Source organism: Paenibacillus sp. FSL L8-0340, assembly GCF_038593145.1.
GTDB lineage: Bacteria > Bacillota > Bacilli > Paenibacillales > Paenibacillaceae > Paenibacillus_AQ.
Window position 1 is genome coordinate 3,404,485 of the sequence record NZ_CP151967.1, and the last position, 15,640, is coordinate 3,420,124.

At 47.8% G+C, this 15,640-nt stretch carries 17 protein-coding genes; 16 read left to right on the top strand and 1 reads right to left on the bottom strand.

All coding sequences use genetic code 11. The features are described 5' to 3' along the window. Window positions 1-70: 70 nt before the first annotated feature. The 9 genes from NST07_RS15310 (at window position 71) to NST07_RS15350 (ending at window position 8,538) form a co-directional block, all read left to right on the top strand. A complete protein-coding gene (locus tag NST07_RS15310) occupies window positions 71-937 on the top strand; it encodes a PRD domain-containing protein (RefSeq protein WP_342481831.1) in 867 nt (288 codons plus the stop codon). A gap of 22 nt (window positions 938-959) precedes the next feature. Beyond that, the gene (locus NST07_RS15315; protein ID WP_342481832.1) at window positions 960-1,478 is read left to right on the top strand and encodes a PTS glucose transporter subunit IIA; all 519 of its coding nucleotides are present in this window, start codon (window positions 960-962) and stop codon (window positions 1,476-1,478) included. 34 nt (window positions 1,479-1,512) lie between these two features. Beyond that, window positions 1,513-2,967 carry an N-acetylglucosamine-specific PTS transporter subunit IIBC gene (gene nagE / locus NST07_RS15320; RefSeq protein ID WP_342481833.1) on the top strand — a complete coding sequence of 485 codons (1,455 nt, stop codon included), beginning with the start codon at window positions 1,513-1,515 and terminating at the stop codon, window positions 2,965-2,967. Window positions 2,968-3,080: 113 nt separating this feature from the next. Continuing rightward, complete coding sequence (locus NST07_RS15325) at window positions 3,081-3,302, top strand: hypothetical protein (RefSeq protein WP_342481834.1); 222 nt, start codon at window positions 3,081-3,083, stop codon at window positions 3,300-3,302. A 345-nt stretch (window positions 3,303-3,647) separates the two neighbouring features. Then, on the top strand, window positions 3,648-4,694 hold the full coding sequence (locus NST07_RS15330; RefSeq protein WP_342481835.1) for a hypothetical protein: 1,047 nt from the start codon (window positions 3,648-3,650) through the stop codon (window positions 4,692-4,694). A gap of 275 nt (window positions 4,695-4,969) precedes the next feature. Beyond that, window positions 4,970-5,494 (top strand): sigma-70 family RNA polymerase sigma factor, encoded by a 525-nt coding sequence (locus NST07_RS15335; RefSeq protein ID WP_341092836.1) that lies wholly within the window; start codon window positions 4,970-4,972, stop codon window positions 5,492-5,494. Between the two features lie 52 nt (window positions 5,495-5,546). Then, complete coding sequence (locus NST07_RS15340; protein WP_342481836.1) at window positions 5,547-6,668, top strand: hypothetical protein; 1,122 nt, start codon at window positions 5,547-5,549, stop codon at window positions 6,666-6,668. Beyond that, window positions 6,665-7,654 carry an ABC transporter ATP-binding protein gene (locus tag NST07_RS15345; RefSeq protein WP_341092838.1) on the top strand — a complete coding sequence of 330 codons (990 nt, stop codon included), beginning with the start codon at window positions 6,665-6,667 and terminating at the stop codon, window positions 7,652-7,654. Before NST07_RS15340 ends, NST07_RS15345 begins: the two co-directional genes overlap by 4 nt. Continuing rightward, window positions 7,651-8,538: an ABC transporter permease subunit gene (locus NST07_RS15350; protein ID WP_342481837.1), complete on the top strand. Its 888-nt coding sequence runs from the start codon at window positions 7,651-7,653 to the stop codon at window positions 8,536-8,538. Before NST07_RS15345 ends, NST07_RS15350 begins: the two co-directional genes overlap by 4 nt. A 95-nt stretch (window positions 8,539-8,633) precedes the next feature. Here NST07_RS15350 and NST07_RS15355 read toward each other — a convergent pair whose 3' ends face one another. Further along, window positions 8,634-8,960, bottom strand: a complete 327-nt coding sequence (locus NST07_RS15355; RefSeq protein WP_038591312.1) for a helix-turn-helix domain-containing protein — start codon at window positions 8,958-8,960, stop codon at window positions 8,634-8,636. 166 nt (window positions 8,961-9,126) lie between these two features. Between NST07_RS15355 and NST07_RS15360 the strand changes: the two genes are divergently transcribed. From NST07_RS15360 to NST07_RS15390, 7 genes are all read left to right on the top strand, one after another. Then, window positions 9,127-9,909 carry a GTP cyclohydrolase II gene (locus NST07_RS15360; protein WP_342481838.1) on the top strand — a complete coding sequence of 261 codons (783 nt, stop codon included), beginning with the start codon at window positions 9,127-9,129 and terminating at the stop codon, window positions 9,907-9,909. 165 nt (window positions 9,910-10,074) lie between these two features. Next, a complete protein-coding gene (locus NST07_RS15365) occupies window positions 10,075-11,139 on the top strand; it encodes an ABC transporter ATP-binding protein (protein WP_340898532.1) in 1,065 nt (354 codons plus the stop codon). Between the two features lie 70 nt (window positions 11,140-11,209). Continuing rightward, the gene (locus NST07_RS15370) at window positions 11,210-12,004 is read left to right on the top strand and encodes an ABC-2 family transporter protein (protein WP_341097659.1); all 795 of its coding nucleotides are present in this window, start codon (window positions 11,210-11,212) and stop codon (window positions 12,002-12,004) included. Between the two features lie 49 nt (window positions 12,005-12,053). Next, entirely contained in the window at window positions 12,054-12,797 is a 744-nt protein-coding gene (locus NST07_RS15375) for an ABC-2 family transporter protein (protein ID WP_341097660.1), read from the top strand. 182 nt (window positions 12,798-12,979) lie between these two features. Continuing rightward, entirely contained in the window at window positions 12,980-13,723 is a 744-nt protein-coding gene (locus tag NST07_RS15380; protein ID WP_341092841.1) for an AzlC family ABC transporter permease, read from the top strand. Continuing rightward, window positions 13,720-14,034, top strand: coding sequence for an AzlD domain-containing protein (locus NST07_RS15385; RefSeq protein WP_341092842.1), 315 nt, complete (start codon window positions 13,720-13,722; stop codon window positions 14,032-14,034). The genes NST07_RS15380 and NST07_RS15385 overlap by 4 nt, the downstream gene beginning before the upstream one ends. 29 nt (window positions 14,035-14,063) lie before the next feature. Then, a complete protein-coding gene (locus tag NST07_RS15390) occupies window positions 14,064-15,593 on the top strand; it encodes a PLP-dependent aminotransferase family protein (RefSeq protein ID WP_342481839.1) in 1,530 nt (509 codons plus the stop codon). Window positions 15,594-15,640: the final 47 nt, after the last annotated feature.

A 15,640-nucleotide genomic window follows, 5' to 3' on the forward strand; every position in this document is an offset into this window, starting at 1 on the left:
ATTCATTTGAGACGGTTCTTGGCTTTTTTTGTTGCCTGTAGCTTGAATATTAGGGGGAGGAGGGGAGAACTTGTCACGGGAAATCGAACAATTTCAAGTGCAGCGTGTGATTGGGAATAACGTTGTAATGGTCCAGGGAGAAAAGAATGGCAAGGAGTATGTCATTATTGGCAAAGGCATCGGCTTTGCGGTGAAGGATGCCGGTGTGATTGAAAGCAACGATCACCGGATCGAAAAGCTGTTTCGCCTGGAAGACCGGGAAGAATGGAGCCAGTATCAAATACTGCTTGAGGACATTGATCCTAAAATAATGAAAATCACCGATGAGATTATCGGAGATATCACCTGTCAGTTTCCCGGCAAGTTAAACGACAAGATTTATTTGGCGCTCCCGAGTCACATCCAGTTTACCATCTACCGTCTGAGGGGCGGGATGGATATTATTAATCCTTTTTTACAGGAAACCAAAATGACTTTCCCGAAGGAATTTGAGATCGCTTACAAAGCGGCAGAAAAAATCAGTGAAGAGTTTAAAATACAGATTCCTGAGGATGAAGTAGGGTTCCTCACCTATCATGTATACTCTGCTGTGAGCAATGTTCCGGTTGGACAGCTGGTGAAAGCCTCCAATATCGTGAATGAATTGATTGAGATGATCCGGGAGGAACGGAAAATTACCTTTGAGCACGGCAGTATGAACCATGTCCGGCTGATGATTCATCTGCGTTTTTCACTGGAACGGATACTGCAGGGATCCTTAATAGATAATCCCTTCGTGAAGCACATTAAGAAGGAGTATAAAGCGGAATATAAGCTGGCGCAGAAGCTCGGGAAAGTAATGCAAAGTAAACTTGAGGCAGAAGTTCCGGAAGAGGAAATATGCTTCCTGGCGATGCACTTGCACCGGCTATTCCAAACTTTAGAGAAGAACAAATAGCAGCTTGTGAGGAGTGGCGCGGATGTTTTCCAAATGGAAATCCAAAAAAGAAGAGCAGCATACTGGACAGTTCATAGAAATTACAGCACCTATCAGCGGGCAGGCGGTTCCACTGAGCCAGGTTCCCGATGATACCTTTGCCGGCGGACACATGGGCAGCGGAATTGCAATTGAACCTGCTGAGGGGAGGCTGAAGGCTCCGTTTGACGGTAAGATTGCCCATATCGTGAAATCCAATCACGCATTGATTCTTGAGCATCCGTCCGGATTACAGCTGCTGCTACATATCGGAATCGACACGGTCAGCCTGAAAGGCAACGGATTTGTCAGCCATGTTGCTACCGGAGACAGCGTAAAGGCAGGGCAGACCTTGATTGAATTTGATCTTAAGGCTATACAGGCGGCAGGACTTGCAACAATCTCGCCGGTAATCGTAACGAGTATGGAGGAACATCTACCGGAAGTAAAGTGCCTCTATGGTGCAGTCACAGCGGGTACGAATATCGTTCTACGGGTGGCTTCAAAGCACTGGCATACTTGAGCAGAACCAATCATGAAACCAAGGGGATGATATTATGTTAGCTTTTTTACAAAAGTTAGGTAAGTCTCTGATGCTTCCGGTCGCAACATTGCCGGCAGCAGGGATTCTGCAAGGGTTAGCTTTGATTAATTACGAAAAAGATTGGCATCTGGGGGCTAATGTAGGCGGATTCCTAAATCAATATGTTGCTCCATTCCTGAATGCCGGTGCGGGCGCCATATTCAGCAATCTCGCTTTAATATTTGCCATCGGTGTGGCTATAGGATTCGCCGGAGACGCTGTAGCGGCATTGTCTGCACTTATTTCATATCTGGTTCTCACCAAAGTTCTGGAAATAGTACCCTTGCAGTTCTCATTTATCAACGACAACGTTGTGCTGAATATGGGAGTGCTCGGAGGGATCTTCGCCGGTGCATGGGCGGCCTTCCTCTATAAAAAGTACCACAATATCAAGATGCCGGACTGGCTGGGATTCTTCGCAGGCAAACGTTTTGTTCCGATCGTGACTGCCGGTTCCATGATGGTGCTTGCCATATTCGTAGGTATGATCTGGAGTCCAATACAGGATGTAATCAGCGATTTCGGGAACTGGGTTGTGGGTCTCGGCGCGGTGGGCGCATTTATCTTCGGTACAGCCAACCGCTTGCTGATCCCTATCGGATTACACCATGTACTCAACACCATTGCTTGGTTTCAAATTGGTGACTTTACCAATGCAGCCGGTGAATTGGTACACGGGGACTTGACACGTTTCTTCGCCGGAGACAAAACCGCAGGGATGTTCATGACCGGGTTCTTCCCGATTATGATGTTCGCTCTGCCTGGTGCAGCCTTTGCTTTTATCCATACTGCAAAACCGGAGAAACGGAAACTGGTTGCCTCTATCTTTATTGGTTCAGCGATTGCTTCCTTTTTAACAGGTATTACTGAACCGCTTGAGTTTTCCTTCATGTTCGTTGCTCCGCTCTTATATCTGGTGCATGCCATTTTGACAGGATTATCAATGGCCCTGATGTACATCCTTGATGTTAAGATGGGCTTCGGGTTCTCTGCCGGTTTGATTGATTCCTTGCTGCACCTGAAGCTTACTACTAATGCATGGATGCTAATCCCGGTAGGACTTGCGTTCTTCGCCTTCTATTATGTGCTCTTCCGCTTCATTATTGTGAAATTTAAGCTGAAGACGCCTGGACGGGAAGATGAAACCGAGGATGAAATTGTAGAAGTGTCCGTTGGCGGGGCTTCTGCAGCGGTTTCTTCCCAAGCCGCAAAAATTCTGGAAAACATCGGCGGACCGTCTAACATCCGGAATATTGATGCCTGCATTACACGGCTGCGGTTGATCGTAAACGACGATAAGGCGGTAAAAGATGCTGCACTTAAACAGCTTGGCGCTTCCGGGGTCATGAGACTTGGTCAAGGTGCGGTACAAATCGTATTTGGACCAAAATCGGAACAGATTAAGGATGATATAAAGAAGCTGATGTAATAAATATCATGTGCGGGCATCTCTGATGTCCGCATTTTTTATGCTGCACCTCTTGCATTTTACATAATGCCGAGTATTATACTTGGTATAATATAATTAAGGAGTCGGTACACATGTCAGTGGATGATTATGAGCGGGAAAGAGCGGAGAATGTCCGGGAACTCTGGAACCGGTTTGATCATATAAACCTGATGCTGTTGGAATTGTTCAACAAGTTGAGGGAACACGAGGATGCTGAGAACAGTAACCGGTGGAAAGAGAAGATTTGGGAGCTCAAGATGGAGCGGATTACACTGGCTAAGCAAATTCAGGAGAGATATATTAAGATCAGATAACAGATGAATTGATACCTTCACGCATCATCGTTATACACATGGTCATCATTTCATCGCAGTCATGCATTTTCTTCACCTGTCCATATCCATGTCCATCATGTTCATTTCAGTCATCTTCTCCATGCACATCTCATAGTGTTCAAGGGGGGGATATCCTCTACTGATTACTTTCATGTGATGATGATTGTGAAAAATATTACAATCAATATGCTGTATTGGCGCATACCAATGATAGGTTAAATGCTTCTTTTGCAAACTATGGTGCATCGTCGTTTGAAGGTATTTGTTAGCTAATTTTAAGACAAATGCCTAATTTTATTATTTTAAGTGTGAAGGATGGTTTCAATGGGTCTGAAAAAAATGTCAGCGATGATATATATAATTACATCTATTCTTACTTCGTGCAGTTCTGAAAATTCAAAGATTATAAAAATACCGATGCTGGTGTATAAACAAAATGACTCTGTTAAGAAAGAGGCGATTTTAGGGTCCTGGGATATCAATCAATCCAAGATAAATTTAGACAAAAGTATGTATACATTTACTTCAGGACTCGGAGAACCTCTAATTTGGTACGAAAAAACTTTATTTTTACAAAAAAATGTAAGTATACTCAACAAATTCGACGTAAACTATAAATTGGAGTTTGGTGACATTATTTCCACAGGGACTAAACAGTCTTACTTTTTTAATGATTTTACTTGCTTAGGTGAAATTTCTGATGAAAAGTTTGAATATATCCTAAATTTTAATAATAAAGAATATAAAGTTGACTTAAAGAATAATGACAATTTTAAAAATAAAAGCGTCTTCCTGGCAAATGGAGAAACATTAAAAAATGGAAAGATCATTCGATTGGTGTTTTCTGCCTTTTACCAGGATAAGCAAGAAAGTGAAATAATACTCTTAGATTATGTTCTCAATAAAGATGAATTTAAAGTGAAGAGTTTTTCCATTGATAAATTACCTTCCGGCGATAATACAATTTCCCCAAGCGATTCGATTCTTGATGAAAATAAACTTTATATTTATAAAAATAAAAAAATAGGTTTTATTGATTTAGAGAAAGAGGAGTTTATTGAGTTAAGTAAAATTTCAGAAGATATACATTCATTTATGACTGCGAAATTTAAAAATCCACATGTCGAGCGGAAAGTTGTGCCCGTTGGGAAAATTGAAGACACTTTAATCTTTATAGATACCACACTATATATCGATGATAAAACATCAGGCATGCTAGTATATGCTTATTCGCAGGAAGACCCGATTGGTAAAATTTTAATTGAAGGACAGACAATACATCTTTTTGATAAAAATAATATTGAAGTTTCTTCAAGTAAGTTTCCCTACATCCCTATTAATGGACGAAGTTTTTCCTTTCCAAATTCATAGTTAATCAGATCGGAACAAGCGAGTGGTGGATCAAGTCTAGTGAATGAGGAGCCGCAGGGTGGGAGCACGTTTACTTTCTCGAATTACTATATTTTTCTAGTCTAACCAACACTTTTTTATGTGGGTGGTTACTAGAAGATACCGGCAGTCCCTTTTTTTATAAAAAAGGGGCTGCTTTTTTTGTTTATGGTAAGATGTTTTTGACGTTCTCTGATACAAAAAAGCTCCAGGCTTCGTCTTACTTATAGCTGCAGCTGATAAGGAGGATTAAAACAATGGATATTCCGGAATCTGATATATTCAAAGCTCTATTTTATGAACACTATCCTGTGGTACGGCGCAAACTTGCTGCTTTGGTACGTGATGAGACGGCAGCGGACGATTTAGCCCAGGATGTATTTTTAAGACTTTACCGCAATCCGCCGGATGACCCCGGAGCGCTCGGTGCCTGGCTGCATAGAGTGCTTACCCGGATCGGATATGATTATTTGAATAAAGTAGCCAGAGAACGGCGGCTGCAAAATAAGCAGGAGCTCCTCTTCGATATTGGGGCCTCGCCTCCTACAGGTGAAGAGGTGGTGCTCGCCAAGCTGGACCAGGAGGATGTCAGGACCTGGCTGGAAAGCCTGCCGGACAGAGACAGACAGGCGCTGTTGCTGAGGTATTCGGGTTACAGCTACGCAGAGATCGCCGGAGAACTCGGTGTAAAGCCGCCGGTTGTCGGAACACTGCTAAGCAGGGCCACAACGAAGCTAAGGCAGCACGCGGTAGAGACGCTCCCACAGACGACTAGACCGTGAGGACAGCGGCGTTTGGAATTTTGCTTCATATATTACTTAGGAGGAACGAACAATGACTAATCCTATAAAACATGAATCAGATCAGCTGAACATGGATGAAGCTTGGGCCAGGCTGCAAGATAGCATTGCGCAGGAACCGGTAAATCCGGTATGGGCAGCATGGGGCCAACAATCAACGACAAACAATGATCCCTTAATAAATGCTGCTTCTACAGCAGGTACAGCCGGCAGTAGGGATGCAATGACGCAGATAACAGGGCAGGCTGATTCTGCTACGGAAGGCAAGAAAACGGGAAGACGGACCCGGCGGCCTCAGATGAACCGCCGGCGGAAGTGGGCGGCAACAGCGGCCAGTGTAGCTATCTTCGCTGCTATTCTCGCCACTCCGGTAGGAAGCACGGCTATGGCAGCAATCCTGAACCAATTCCGGATGCAGGAACCAACAGTTGTGAATGAAAGCGATCTGCGGAATATCTTCAATCAGATTGCCGAGGGGGGAACTGTCGGCGAAGCTGCCAGTAAATTCGGAGCGGTCTCGAGTTCGTCCGGAACCATCGATGGAGCGGTGCCTATTAATGATTTGCAGAAAACGCTGGGGTACAGCGCAGTCAGCGGGGAAGGCTTTGACCAAGTCAAGTCTGCTTGGATTAGTCCTTCCCAGGAGATGACCCTTATGCTGAACGTCGACGCAGTTAACGAAGCGTTGCTGCGCCTGGGATCAGATCAATTGCTACCGGAATCTATAGATGGCAAGCCGATAACTCTGGCTATTCCTGAGATCGTCCGCTACGATTTATCCACGGACAATCAGCATTGGGCGAGCTTTACTCAGATGAATACGCCAGTAGTGACGGTAGATCCGTCTATCGACATAGAAGAAGCCGTAAAGGCTGTCCTTGACTTTCCGCTTCTCCCGGATCATCTGAAATCCAGTTTGCAGCAAAGCCGGATTCTATCTGGCGACATTCCATTGCCGCTGATTAAGGGGCAGTTCTCAGAAGAAATCACTATTGACGGGACACCGGTTATTTTTAATAAAAACGAATATAGCAGTGGAGCGCAATATAGTGCGACTTGGGTGAAGAACGGCCAGTTGTTTGAATTCTCCGGAGGAGAAGTGTATTCGGACAAAGATAAGTTTATGACGAAACTGCAGGAGCTGATCACATCATGAGCATTCCCGCAATAGAAGCCAACTCGTTGACCAAAGAATACAGCAACGGGCGTGGTTGCCGGGATGTAACGATTCGTGTGGGGAAAGGGGAAGCCTTTGGCTTCCTCGGCCCCAACGGTGCCGGGAAAAGCACCTTTGTGAAGATGCTGGTTGGACTTATCCATCCTACAGGCGGAAGCGCCTCTTTGTTAGGACATAAAATTGGTACGATGGAAGCCAAGATGAAGATCGGTTATCTGCCGGAGCTGTACCGCTATCAGGAATGGCTGACCGGGGAAGAGGTCGTGCGGCTCCATGCCAGATTATGCCGGATTGATAAAACTGTGGCCGATCAAAGAATTCCTCAGCTGCTTAATGAGGTGGGGATTGGACAACGCGGACGGGACAGGGTCAAGCATTACTCCAAGGGCATGCAGCAGCGGCTGGGACTGGCTTGCGCGCTGGTGAACGAGCCGGAGATCGTTTTCCTGGATGAACCTTCATCTGCGCTCGACCCGATTGGACGCATGGAAGTCAGGGGTATTCTGGAGCGCTTGAAGGAGCGCGGGATCACTATTTTTCTCAACTCTCATCTGCTTGAGGATGTTGAGGTGCTGTGCGACCGGATGGCACTGCTGAATAACGGTCTTATCCTGCGGCACGGCACAGTGTCAGAAATATTAAATAAGCGAACGAGCTGGCATTTTAAAGTGGGCGGCTTTTCGCCTTTTTTGCTGTCCTGGCTGAATGATTTTACCGGACTGTCCATCAACATCTCTTCGGGTGAAGACAAGCAGGAACGGGACTCCTTGCAGGGAACGGCTCCTGACAGTGGAATTGTATGGCTGGAAGCAGAGCTGGAAAGTGAAGAGCAGGTGGGCTGGCTGAATGCGGTTTTTATAGAACAGGGTTTGACTTTATATGAAGTGAAACGTAAAAAAGAGCGTCTGGAGGAATGGTTTATGGATGCGGTATCCGGACTGAGTCACAGGGGGGAGCGGGAATGAGAATTATACTCGGGATGACCTGGAAGGAAATGCTCCGCAAAAGGGTGATGATGCTGACCCTGGTGATGACAGTGATCTTCCTGTTTGCTTTCTGGTTTGTGGCCGGCACTATCGGAGGAGATCGACGTTTTGGCGGCGGGTCCGGGATCATGAATGGCAGTATTCTTATTGAACGGTTTACGAATGGGGCATTTATACTGACGTTAGGGTTTTTCTTCGGATCGTTTGTCATCGCTTTTCTGGCGATCTTCAGCTCCTTCTCGGCCATTGCCGGGGAAGCGGAGCAGGGAGTGATGCAGGCGATGCTGCCCAGACCGATTCCACGCTGGAAATGGTATCTCGGCCGCTGGCTTGGCTATGTCACGCTGGGGTTACTCTACGCACTGATACTTTTCGCGGCTATTCTATTCATTACGAATGCCCATGCCGCAATACCTAGAGATATGGCAGCCTTGGTTAAAGCCTTCCTGATTTTTGCTTCAAGTGTTCCGCTGTTGATCACATTGTCGATGCTGGGCTCGGGATTTTTTTCCGCGCTCGGGAACGGGGTATTTATGACGATGCTTTACGGTGCGGGCTTTCTGGGAGGCATGATTGATAAGGTGAGCTCATCGCTGGGCCTGGAAGGCGATGCGCTTCATATGCTAAACAATATGACAGGCTTCATGTCAATGCTCATGCCGGTTGATGGTTTGCAGCGCAAAATGACGGCAGTGCTGTTCAGTCTGGACGATCTTGGCGGTATGGTCTCGTTCAGTGGCAGCGCTTTTTCACTTCTTAATTTGAACTCAGTTCCCTCGAATTCATTTGTGGTCTACGCTGCGGTTTATACTGCTGCTCTTTTCACAATCGGCTTGCTGCGGTTTCAGCGGAAAGATTTATAAATACGGTGTTCCAGAAAATATGAACAACAATAAGCGCCCTTTTTATTCCGGCTGCCGGAACAAAAAAGGGCGCTATTGATGCTGCGGACCCCATATCATTTGGTTGCGCCGATCTCAATCCACTCTGTAGACCAGTTGCTGATTTCTCCAAGAATAGGAGCCAGGGCAGTGCCTTTGTCCGTCAGCGAATATTCAATGCGTACAGGCATTTCAGGATAAACTGTACGCGTGATAATGCCCTCATTTTCCATTTCCTTCAAGCGGTCAGACAAAACCTTTCCGCTGAGATTGGACAAGCAGCTCTCGATTTCACCAAACCGGCGAGGGCCATTCATTAATACAAATACGATCAGTGCAACCCAACGTTTGCTAAGCACATCTACTGCTTTTTCAAAGCGTGGACACATCTCGAAGTCATTCATTAAGATCACCTCTGCATTCATTATATCATAAACTTACAATAAGTAATCATAATTATTTAAATATATATTATAACTTGACGAAGTTATATTACAATGATAAACTAACTTACAAATAGTTACTCGAAGTTAAAATTAAAAATATTTAAAACTTTAGGACGGTGCACTTATGATTAAACTTGATATCCTTTCTATATTGCAGAATAAGATCAAACGGATAACGATGGATGATTCCACTAATATACTGGTCGGACCGATTACGCTGCCGGTGAATCTCGATGGAGAAACAGTCACTTTTAAATGGTACAGCTGGTTGAAATCGGATGACGTTGAATTGCAGGGCGGGGATTCTATAGAAGCAACTGAATTATTGATTTCCCGTTTGTCTTCCATGAATCTTGCTGATAGTCAGCAGTCCAGTGTACTCGTTTACGGTGATTTCGAAGACTCGGACGAAGCTTTGATCCGCATGCACAGCATCTGCCATACCGGCGATATTTTCGGCAGCAAACGCTGTGATTGCGGCTTCCAGCTGCGCCAGTCGATGAAGATGATTGCCCAGCACGGCTCCGGTGCATTGTTCTACCTGGCCAATCATGAAGGACGAGGCATTGGTCTGTTCAGCAAGGCAATGGCCTATATTCTTCAGGAAGAAGGTTATGATACTGTGGAAGCCAATCTGGAGCTTGGCTTTGCCGATGATTCCAGAGACTATAAGGATGCCATCAGCGTACTGCAGCATCTGCGCAGCAAACCGGTGACACTGATTACGAACAACCCTAAGAAGATGGACGCCTTGAAGGCTGCCGGCATGAACACGGTGAAAAGAATTCCGCTATGGGGTGACGTTTCCGTATTCAATGAGAAGTACCTGCGCACAAAGGTAACGCGGTCCGGCCACTTGGAAGCTGTGAAAAGTAACGATTTCTTTGAAGGCAGAGTCGCCAAATAATGCTGTTATCCAGCTACATTCCTGATTTCCCCGCAGAAACGGATGCCGTTTGTAAATGGACGGTATAACCGTTTCTGCTTATTTTATGATAAACGGGTAGTGCTTTTGTAATCCGTGCATTATAATGGGGTACTGAACCCAATCTTTAGCTTAGCGAGGTACAATATGAACGCCATTCAAGTGCAGGACTTACGCAAAACGTTTAAAGTCCAAAAGAACCGCGAGGGCCTCAAAGGGGCCTTCGCTGATTTGTTTAAGAGGGAATACTCCGAAGTGACGGCAGTGAAGGACATTTCGTTCACGATTCCTCAAGGTGAAATCTGCGGATATATCGGTGAGAACGGTGCAGGCAAATCGACCACGATTAAAATGCTCACCGGCATTCTCGTTCCGACCGCTGGCAGCCTGACTGTAGGCGGGTTTGTTCCGTATGCTGAACGTGAGAAATTTGTGCAGAACATCGGGGTAGTCTTCGGGCAGCGCAGCCAGTTGTGGTGGGATATCGGCGTGATCGAGTCTTTTCAGCTGCTGCGCAAGGTATACCGGGTCTCCGAACAAGATTTCAAAAAGCGGCTCGATGAGCTAGTGGAGCGTCTGGAGCTGCAGGATCTGCTGAACCGGCCGGTCCGCAAGCTTAGTCTCGGCCAGCGGATGCGCTGCGAGCTTGTGGCAGCATTGCTCCATAACCCCTCGATTCTGTTCCTGGATGAACCGACCATTGGTCTCGACATTGTCGTGAAATCGGAGATCCGCGAGTTTCTGAAGGACATGAACCGGGAGCATGGAACAACCATTCTGCTGACTACTCATGATCTGCAGGACATTGAAGCGCTCTGTTCACGGGTCATTATGCTCGATGATGGGCGGATTATTTATGACGGCGGTCTGGAGGACTTGAAACAGCGCTGGGGAACCGGGCGTGAGGTGGTATTCCAATTTGGCACAGCTACAAAGCTCAGCCGGATTATGCAATGGACGGAAGGCATGCCGGTGACCTGGACGGCCGAGAACGACCTCGCCGCCAAAGTCTGGATTCCGCTGGAGCTGAATGTATCGGATGTGCTGGGACGCGTGGTAGGCCAGGCGGACATAACAGACATCAAGATTATCGAAACCAACACGGACGATATTGTCCGCAGCATTTATCAGTCCGGATCGGCGGAGAAACCGGAAGAGATGATCGCGGCTTTGCAGGAAGAGAAAGAGGTCATACATGTCGGACAAGCTTAACGCCGCTGTTTCCAGCTCCGCGGGTGGCTCCTCTTCCTCTGGAGGACAGCCGGAAAATGGACGCAGACTTCTGCTGGGCGCTTATTTTGATTTTATCCGCATCCGCTTTCTAACCATGCTCGCTTACCGTGTTAACTATTATTCAGGGATTCTAATCTATACGCTTAATATTGGGGTGAACTATTTCACCTGGAAGGCCATTTATGGGAACGGGGAGTCACTTGGCGGGTTTACAGGAGCGCAGATGACCACCTATGTGGCCGTCTCGTGGATGGCGCGCGCCTTTTATTTCAACAACCTGGACCGGGAGATCTCCACGGATATCCGTGACGGCAGCATCGCCATCCAGTTCATTCGTCCTTATAACTACGTATTGGTCAAAATGATGCAGGGACTCGGCGAAGGGTTATTCCGCTTCATGATGCTGATGATTCCGGGGATGGTCATCGCCATTCTGTTATTTCCGGTGCAATTGCCGACAGAGCCTTCGGCCTGGGCCGGCTTTCTGGTCATGCTCTTCTTCAGCTTCCTGATCAGTTCACAGATTAACGTTATCACAGGGCTGTCCGCTTTCTTCGTGGAGAACAATGAAGGCATGATGCGCATGAAGCGGGTCATTGTAGACCTGTTCTCCGGCCTGATTATCCCGATCAGCTTGTTCCCGGACTGGCTGTCCGGTGTGCTGAAGGTTCTGCCCTTCCAAGCCATTACCTACCTTCCGGGTTCCGTATTTACGGGCCGGGTACAGGGTGTGGGCATATGGAATGTGCTCGGTGTCCAGGTGTTCTGGTTCCTGGTGCTGCTGATTCCAATTGTCTGGCTATACCACGCGGCTCGTCAGCGGCTGTTCGTGCAGGGAGGGTGAGGAAGGTTTGTATTATCTGGGATTGTTAATCGAATATTTGAAAAATTATATGAAGACCCGGTTGACCTACCGCGCCGATTTCTGGGTGGAGGTCATTTCGGATCTGCTGTTTCAAGCGACTAATTTTATTTTTATCCTTGTGATCTTTATGCATACCGACAGCCTGGGCGGCTGGAATCAAAATGAAGTGGTGTTCGTATACGGCTTCTTTATGGTCCCGTACGGCGTCTTCAGCTGCTTCGTGAACATGTGGGGCTTCAGTGAGCGCTATATTGTCAAAGGCGAAATGGACCGGATTCTGACCCGGCCGGCGCATAACCTATTTCAGATCTTTCTGGAGAATGTAGACCCGCCAGCCCTGTTTGGTTCGATCATTGGACTGATTATTATGGCAATCAGCGGCGCGAACCTCGGACTGCCGTTCGAGTGGTGGACGATACCGGCAATGATCCTCCTTACGCTTAGTGCGGTAGCCATCTATACGGGGATTTACACCACGCTGACTTCATTGTCATTCTATTCCGATGCCCCGACCGGCATTCTGCCGCTGATGTACAATATTCAGAGCTATGGCCGTTATCCGGTCACAATCTACAACCGGGCTATTCAGGTACTGCTCACCTGGGTAATTCCGTTCGCCTTCGTCGGTATTTATCCGGCGGCGCTCTTTCTGGAACGGGATGAGATGCGAGGAATGGCGCTGCTGACTCCTGTAGTCGGTGCGGTATTCCTTTGCCTTGGCCTTGTTTCTTGGAACTACGGGGTTAAACGGTATAAGGGAGCAGGCTCCTAAAGCAGCTTATCAGCTATAAAATAGTATCAGCAAGGCAGACAGGAGGAAAGACACCCTGTCTGCCCTTTTTTTGCCTCAATAGAATTGGTATGGTGGATAGAATGCAAAGTGGTTATTTCCCGGTACAGACCGAACAGGTAAGCTGGCTGTGTGGTTTAAATGCGCTAAGGGAGTGATCAAACATGGGTGTCGTTGGAGCCGAGTTTAAAAAAGGGTGTTTGGATTCTTTGCCGATTGTCGCCGGTTTTATTCCTGCCTGTTTTACTTTTGGGCTGGTCGGCAAGGGACTTGGTCTTGGAAGTCTGGAGGTTTTTCTGATGTCGGCACTGATGTATGCGGGCACAAGCCAATTTGCTGGCGTCAAGCTGCTTGCGGCAGGGACGGCGGCGCCTCTTATATTGCTGCTGACCTTGGTTATTAATTTAAGATACCTGATGATCAGTTTGTCCTTTTCAGGGTCGGTCAGACGAAACCTCAGTACTGCGGTGAAGGCGTGGATCGGCTTCAGTCTAACAGAAGAGGTCTATGCGGTAAGTATGCTAAGCGATAAGCAGAGTTTAGGGCAGGAAGCAGCGGACGGGCAAACACCGGAGTTGCCGCTGCATTATCTTCTTGGCCTGCAAATTCCTCCATATGCTGCGAATCTTGTGTCCACAGCGGCTGGTATATCCCTTGCAGCCTATATTCCGGCCGCTTTTTTACCCGCGCTGAACACCTCGCTATATGCTTTATTGATTGCATTAATTGTTCCTCAGCTGCGGGGCAACAGGCGCAATCTGGTGATTTGCCTGTGCTCGGCGTTGTTCTCCTGGCTTCTGCAGCCCTACCTTGGGAGTTCCGCTGTGCTTGCCGCCATGCTGGCAGGAATGGCTGCCGGCCTTCTCATTCCAGTTCGGGTTAACAGGGCTGTGGAGGAGGCCGCATGAACATTGCCGTGATTGTTGGCATGGCGCTGATCACCTTTTTGCTGCGATTCACGCCGCTGCTGCTTACCCGTGATTTCCTTCCGAAAACCGGTAAAATCAAGATGATGCTGGATCATTTGCCGCTGGCTGTACTGAGTGCCTTAACGGTGCCGGGAATCTTCCAGGTAGATCCTAAAGCTCCGCTGATCGGTATCGCTTCCGGCGCTGCCGCTGTTATACTGGTCTTAGTCCGTAAAATACCGCTGCTGCTTGTTGTTCTGGGTGCGGTAACAGCGGCAGTTATAGTAAAGGTGATATCATTAAATTTCTGATAAATGATGAAAATGTGGAGGGGTGACCGATGAAGCATGAGCTGCTGATCACGCTGGACAGAGATAGGGCAGTACCTTTAAACCGGCAGATCTATGAGCAGATTCGGACAGCTATCCATTCCGGAGCTTTAAGTGGAGGCGATCCTTTGCCGCCAACGAGAATGCTGGCTAAGCAGTTATCCCTCTCACGAAGCGTGGTTCTGCAGGCATATGAGCTGCTTCAAGCGGAAGGCTACCTGGAAATGCGCAAAGGTGCGGGAACGTTCGTTACGGGTCTGCAGTCTGAGCACGGTTCATCAGGCGATGACCCTGCCATGGAAATGACAGTGCAGGAGGACCGGCAAGTTCACTTAAAGAATGAACTGGACCTCTCTTTGCTTATACCTGATCCAATCATGGATCATGCAGGCCCTGGTGCCGTGTTTTGTGATTTCCGCCATGGTGTGCCTGCCTGGGATGCCTTTCCCATGGACAGCTGGCAGAAAGCGCTCATGAACGCCTGCCGCAGCGCCACACCTCAGACACTGGGCTATGGACCTGCGGAAGGCTCATTTTCCTTGCGCCAGGAAATTGCCCGGCTGCTGCGTTCAACACGTTCCATTCCCGTGACTGCTGAGCAAATTGTGATTACAGCGGGGGCAACGCAGGCTTTGGATATTTTGGCGAGGTTATGTTTGAGCAAAGGCGACGGCGTGATTATGGAAGATCCCACCCACCATACGATACGCGAAATATTCAGGTTCTCCGGCGCTGAGATTATACCGGTAACGGTGGATGAGGAAGGCATAACCGTTGAAGACTTCGACAAACGTGTTCTTCAAGCGGCTGAAACAGGTCAGGGCAAGGTTCCAAAGCTGATTTATGTCACGCCATCCCATCAGTTCCCGCTCGGGGCAACGATGTCATTAAGCCGCAGGATTCAGCTTCTGAGATGGGCAAAGTCGCATGACGCATTAATTATTGAAGATGATTACGACAGCGAATACAGATACGATGGTCCGAAGCTGTCAGCACTTGCCGGTCTGGATTCCGGCAGCAGGGTGGCCTACATCGGCAGCTTCAGCAAAATCCTGTTTCCGGCGCTCCGCATAGGCTATATTATCCTGCCCCCATCCATGATCCCGGGATTTCTGGCGGTCAAATGGCTTGCCGACCGGATGTCTCCTGCTCTGGATCAGGAAGCGCTGGCTGAATTTTTGAAGTCTGGACAATATGCCCGTCATGTTGCCCGAATGAATAAGCTCTACGCCGGGCGCAGAAGTTGTTTGCTTCACAGTCTGAAGAAGGAGTTTGGCCCGCGGGTGTGTACGTTTGGTGAAGAGGCAGGCCTGCATGTGCTGGTTGAGCTGGATTCACCGGCAAATGAAAATGATATAGCGGCAGCTGCGCTTCGGTATGGCGTACGTATCTATCCAGCCTCTTCATACTTCGTGGGCTCCAAGCCGCAGAAGCCCGTATTTCTGCTGGGCTACTCCAATCTTACGGAAAGCCAGCTGGAGAGCGGGGTGCAGGCGATCCGCAGGGCGGAAGCCGATGCGAAGACAATGGGCTTGCACTGATATGGCACTTGTAGGGTTTTGAAAAAGTTGAAAGATCATCACTAACA

What these genes read in the sequence shown, in the direction of transcription:
- NST07_RS15315 (WP_342481832.1), top strand. Translation starts at nt 960, where the DNA reads ATGTTTTCCAAATGGAAATCCAAAAAAGAAGAGCAGCATACTGGACAG.
- nagE (WP_342481833.1), top strand. Translation starts at nt 1,513, where the DNA reads ATGTTAGCTTTTTTACAAAAGTTAGGTAAGTCTCTGATGCTTCCGGTC.
- NST07_RS15325 (WP_342481834.1), top strand. Translation starts at nt 3,081, where the DNA reads ATGTCAGTGGATGATTATGAGCGGGAAAGAGCGGAGAATGTCCGGGAA.
- NST07_RS15330 (WP_342481835.1), top strand. Translation starts at nt 3,648, where the DNA reads ATGGGTCTGAAAAAAATGTCAGCGATGATATATATAATTACATCTATT.
- NST07_RS15335 (WP_341092836.1), top strand. Translation starts at nt 4,970, where the DNA reads ATGGATATTCCGGAATCTGATATATTCAAAGCTCTATTTTATGAACAC.
- NST07_RS15340 (WP_342481836.1), top strand. Translation starts at nt 5,547, where the DNA reads ATGACTAATCCTATAAAACATGAATCAGATCAGCTGAACATGGATGAA.
- NST07_RS15345 (WP_341092838.1), top strand. Translation starts at nt 6,665, where the DNA reads ATGAGCATTCCCGCAATAGAAGCCAACTCGTTGACCAAAGAATACAGC.
- NST07_RS15350 (WP_342481837.1), top strand. Translation starts at nt 7,651, where the DNA reads ATGAGAATTATACTCGGGATGACCTGGAAGGAAATGCTCCGCAAAAGG.
- NST07_RS15355 (WP_038591312.1), bottom strand. Translation starts at nt 8,960, where the DNA reads ATGAATGACTTCGAGATGTGTCCACGCTTTGAAAAAGCAGTAGATGTG.
- NST07_RS15360 (WP_342481838.1), top strand. Translation starts at nt 9,127, where the DNA reads ATGATTAAACTTGATATCCTTTCTATATTGCAGAATAAGATCAAACGG.
- NST07_RS15365 (WP_340898532.1), top strand. Translation starts at nt 10,075, where the DNA reads ATGAACGCCATTCAAGTGCAGGACTTACGCAAAACGTTTAAAGTCCAA.
- NST07_RS15375 (WP_341097660.1), top strand. Translation starts at nt 12,054, where the DNA reads ATGAAGACCCGGTTGACCTACCGCGCCGATTTCTGGGTGGAGGTCATT.
- NST07_RS15380 (WP_341092841.1), top strand. Translation starts at nt 12,980, where the DNA reads ATGGGTGTCGTTGGAGCCGAGTTTAAAAAAGGGTGTTTGGATTCTTTG.
- NST07_RS15385 (WP_341092842.1), top strand. Translation starts at nt 13,720, where the DNA reads ATGAACATTGCCGTGATTGTTGGCATGGCGCTGATCACCTTTTTGCTG.
- NST07_RS15390 (WP_342481839.1), top strand. Translation starts at nt 14,064, where the DNA reads ATGAAGCATGAGCTGCTGATCACGCTGGACAGAGATAGGGCAGTACCT.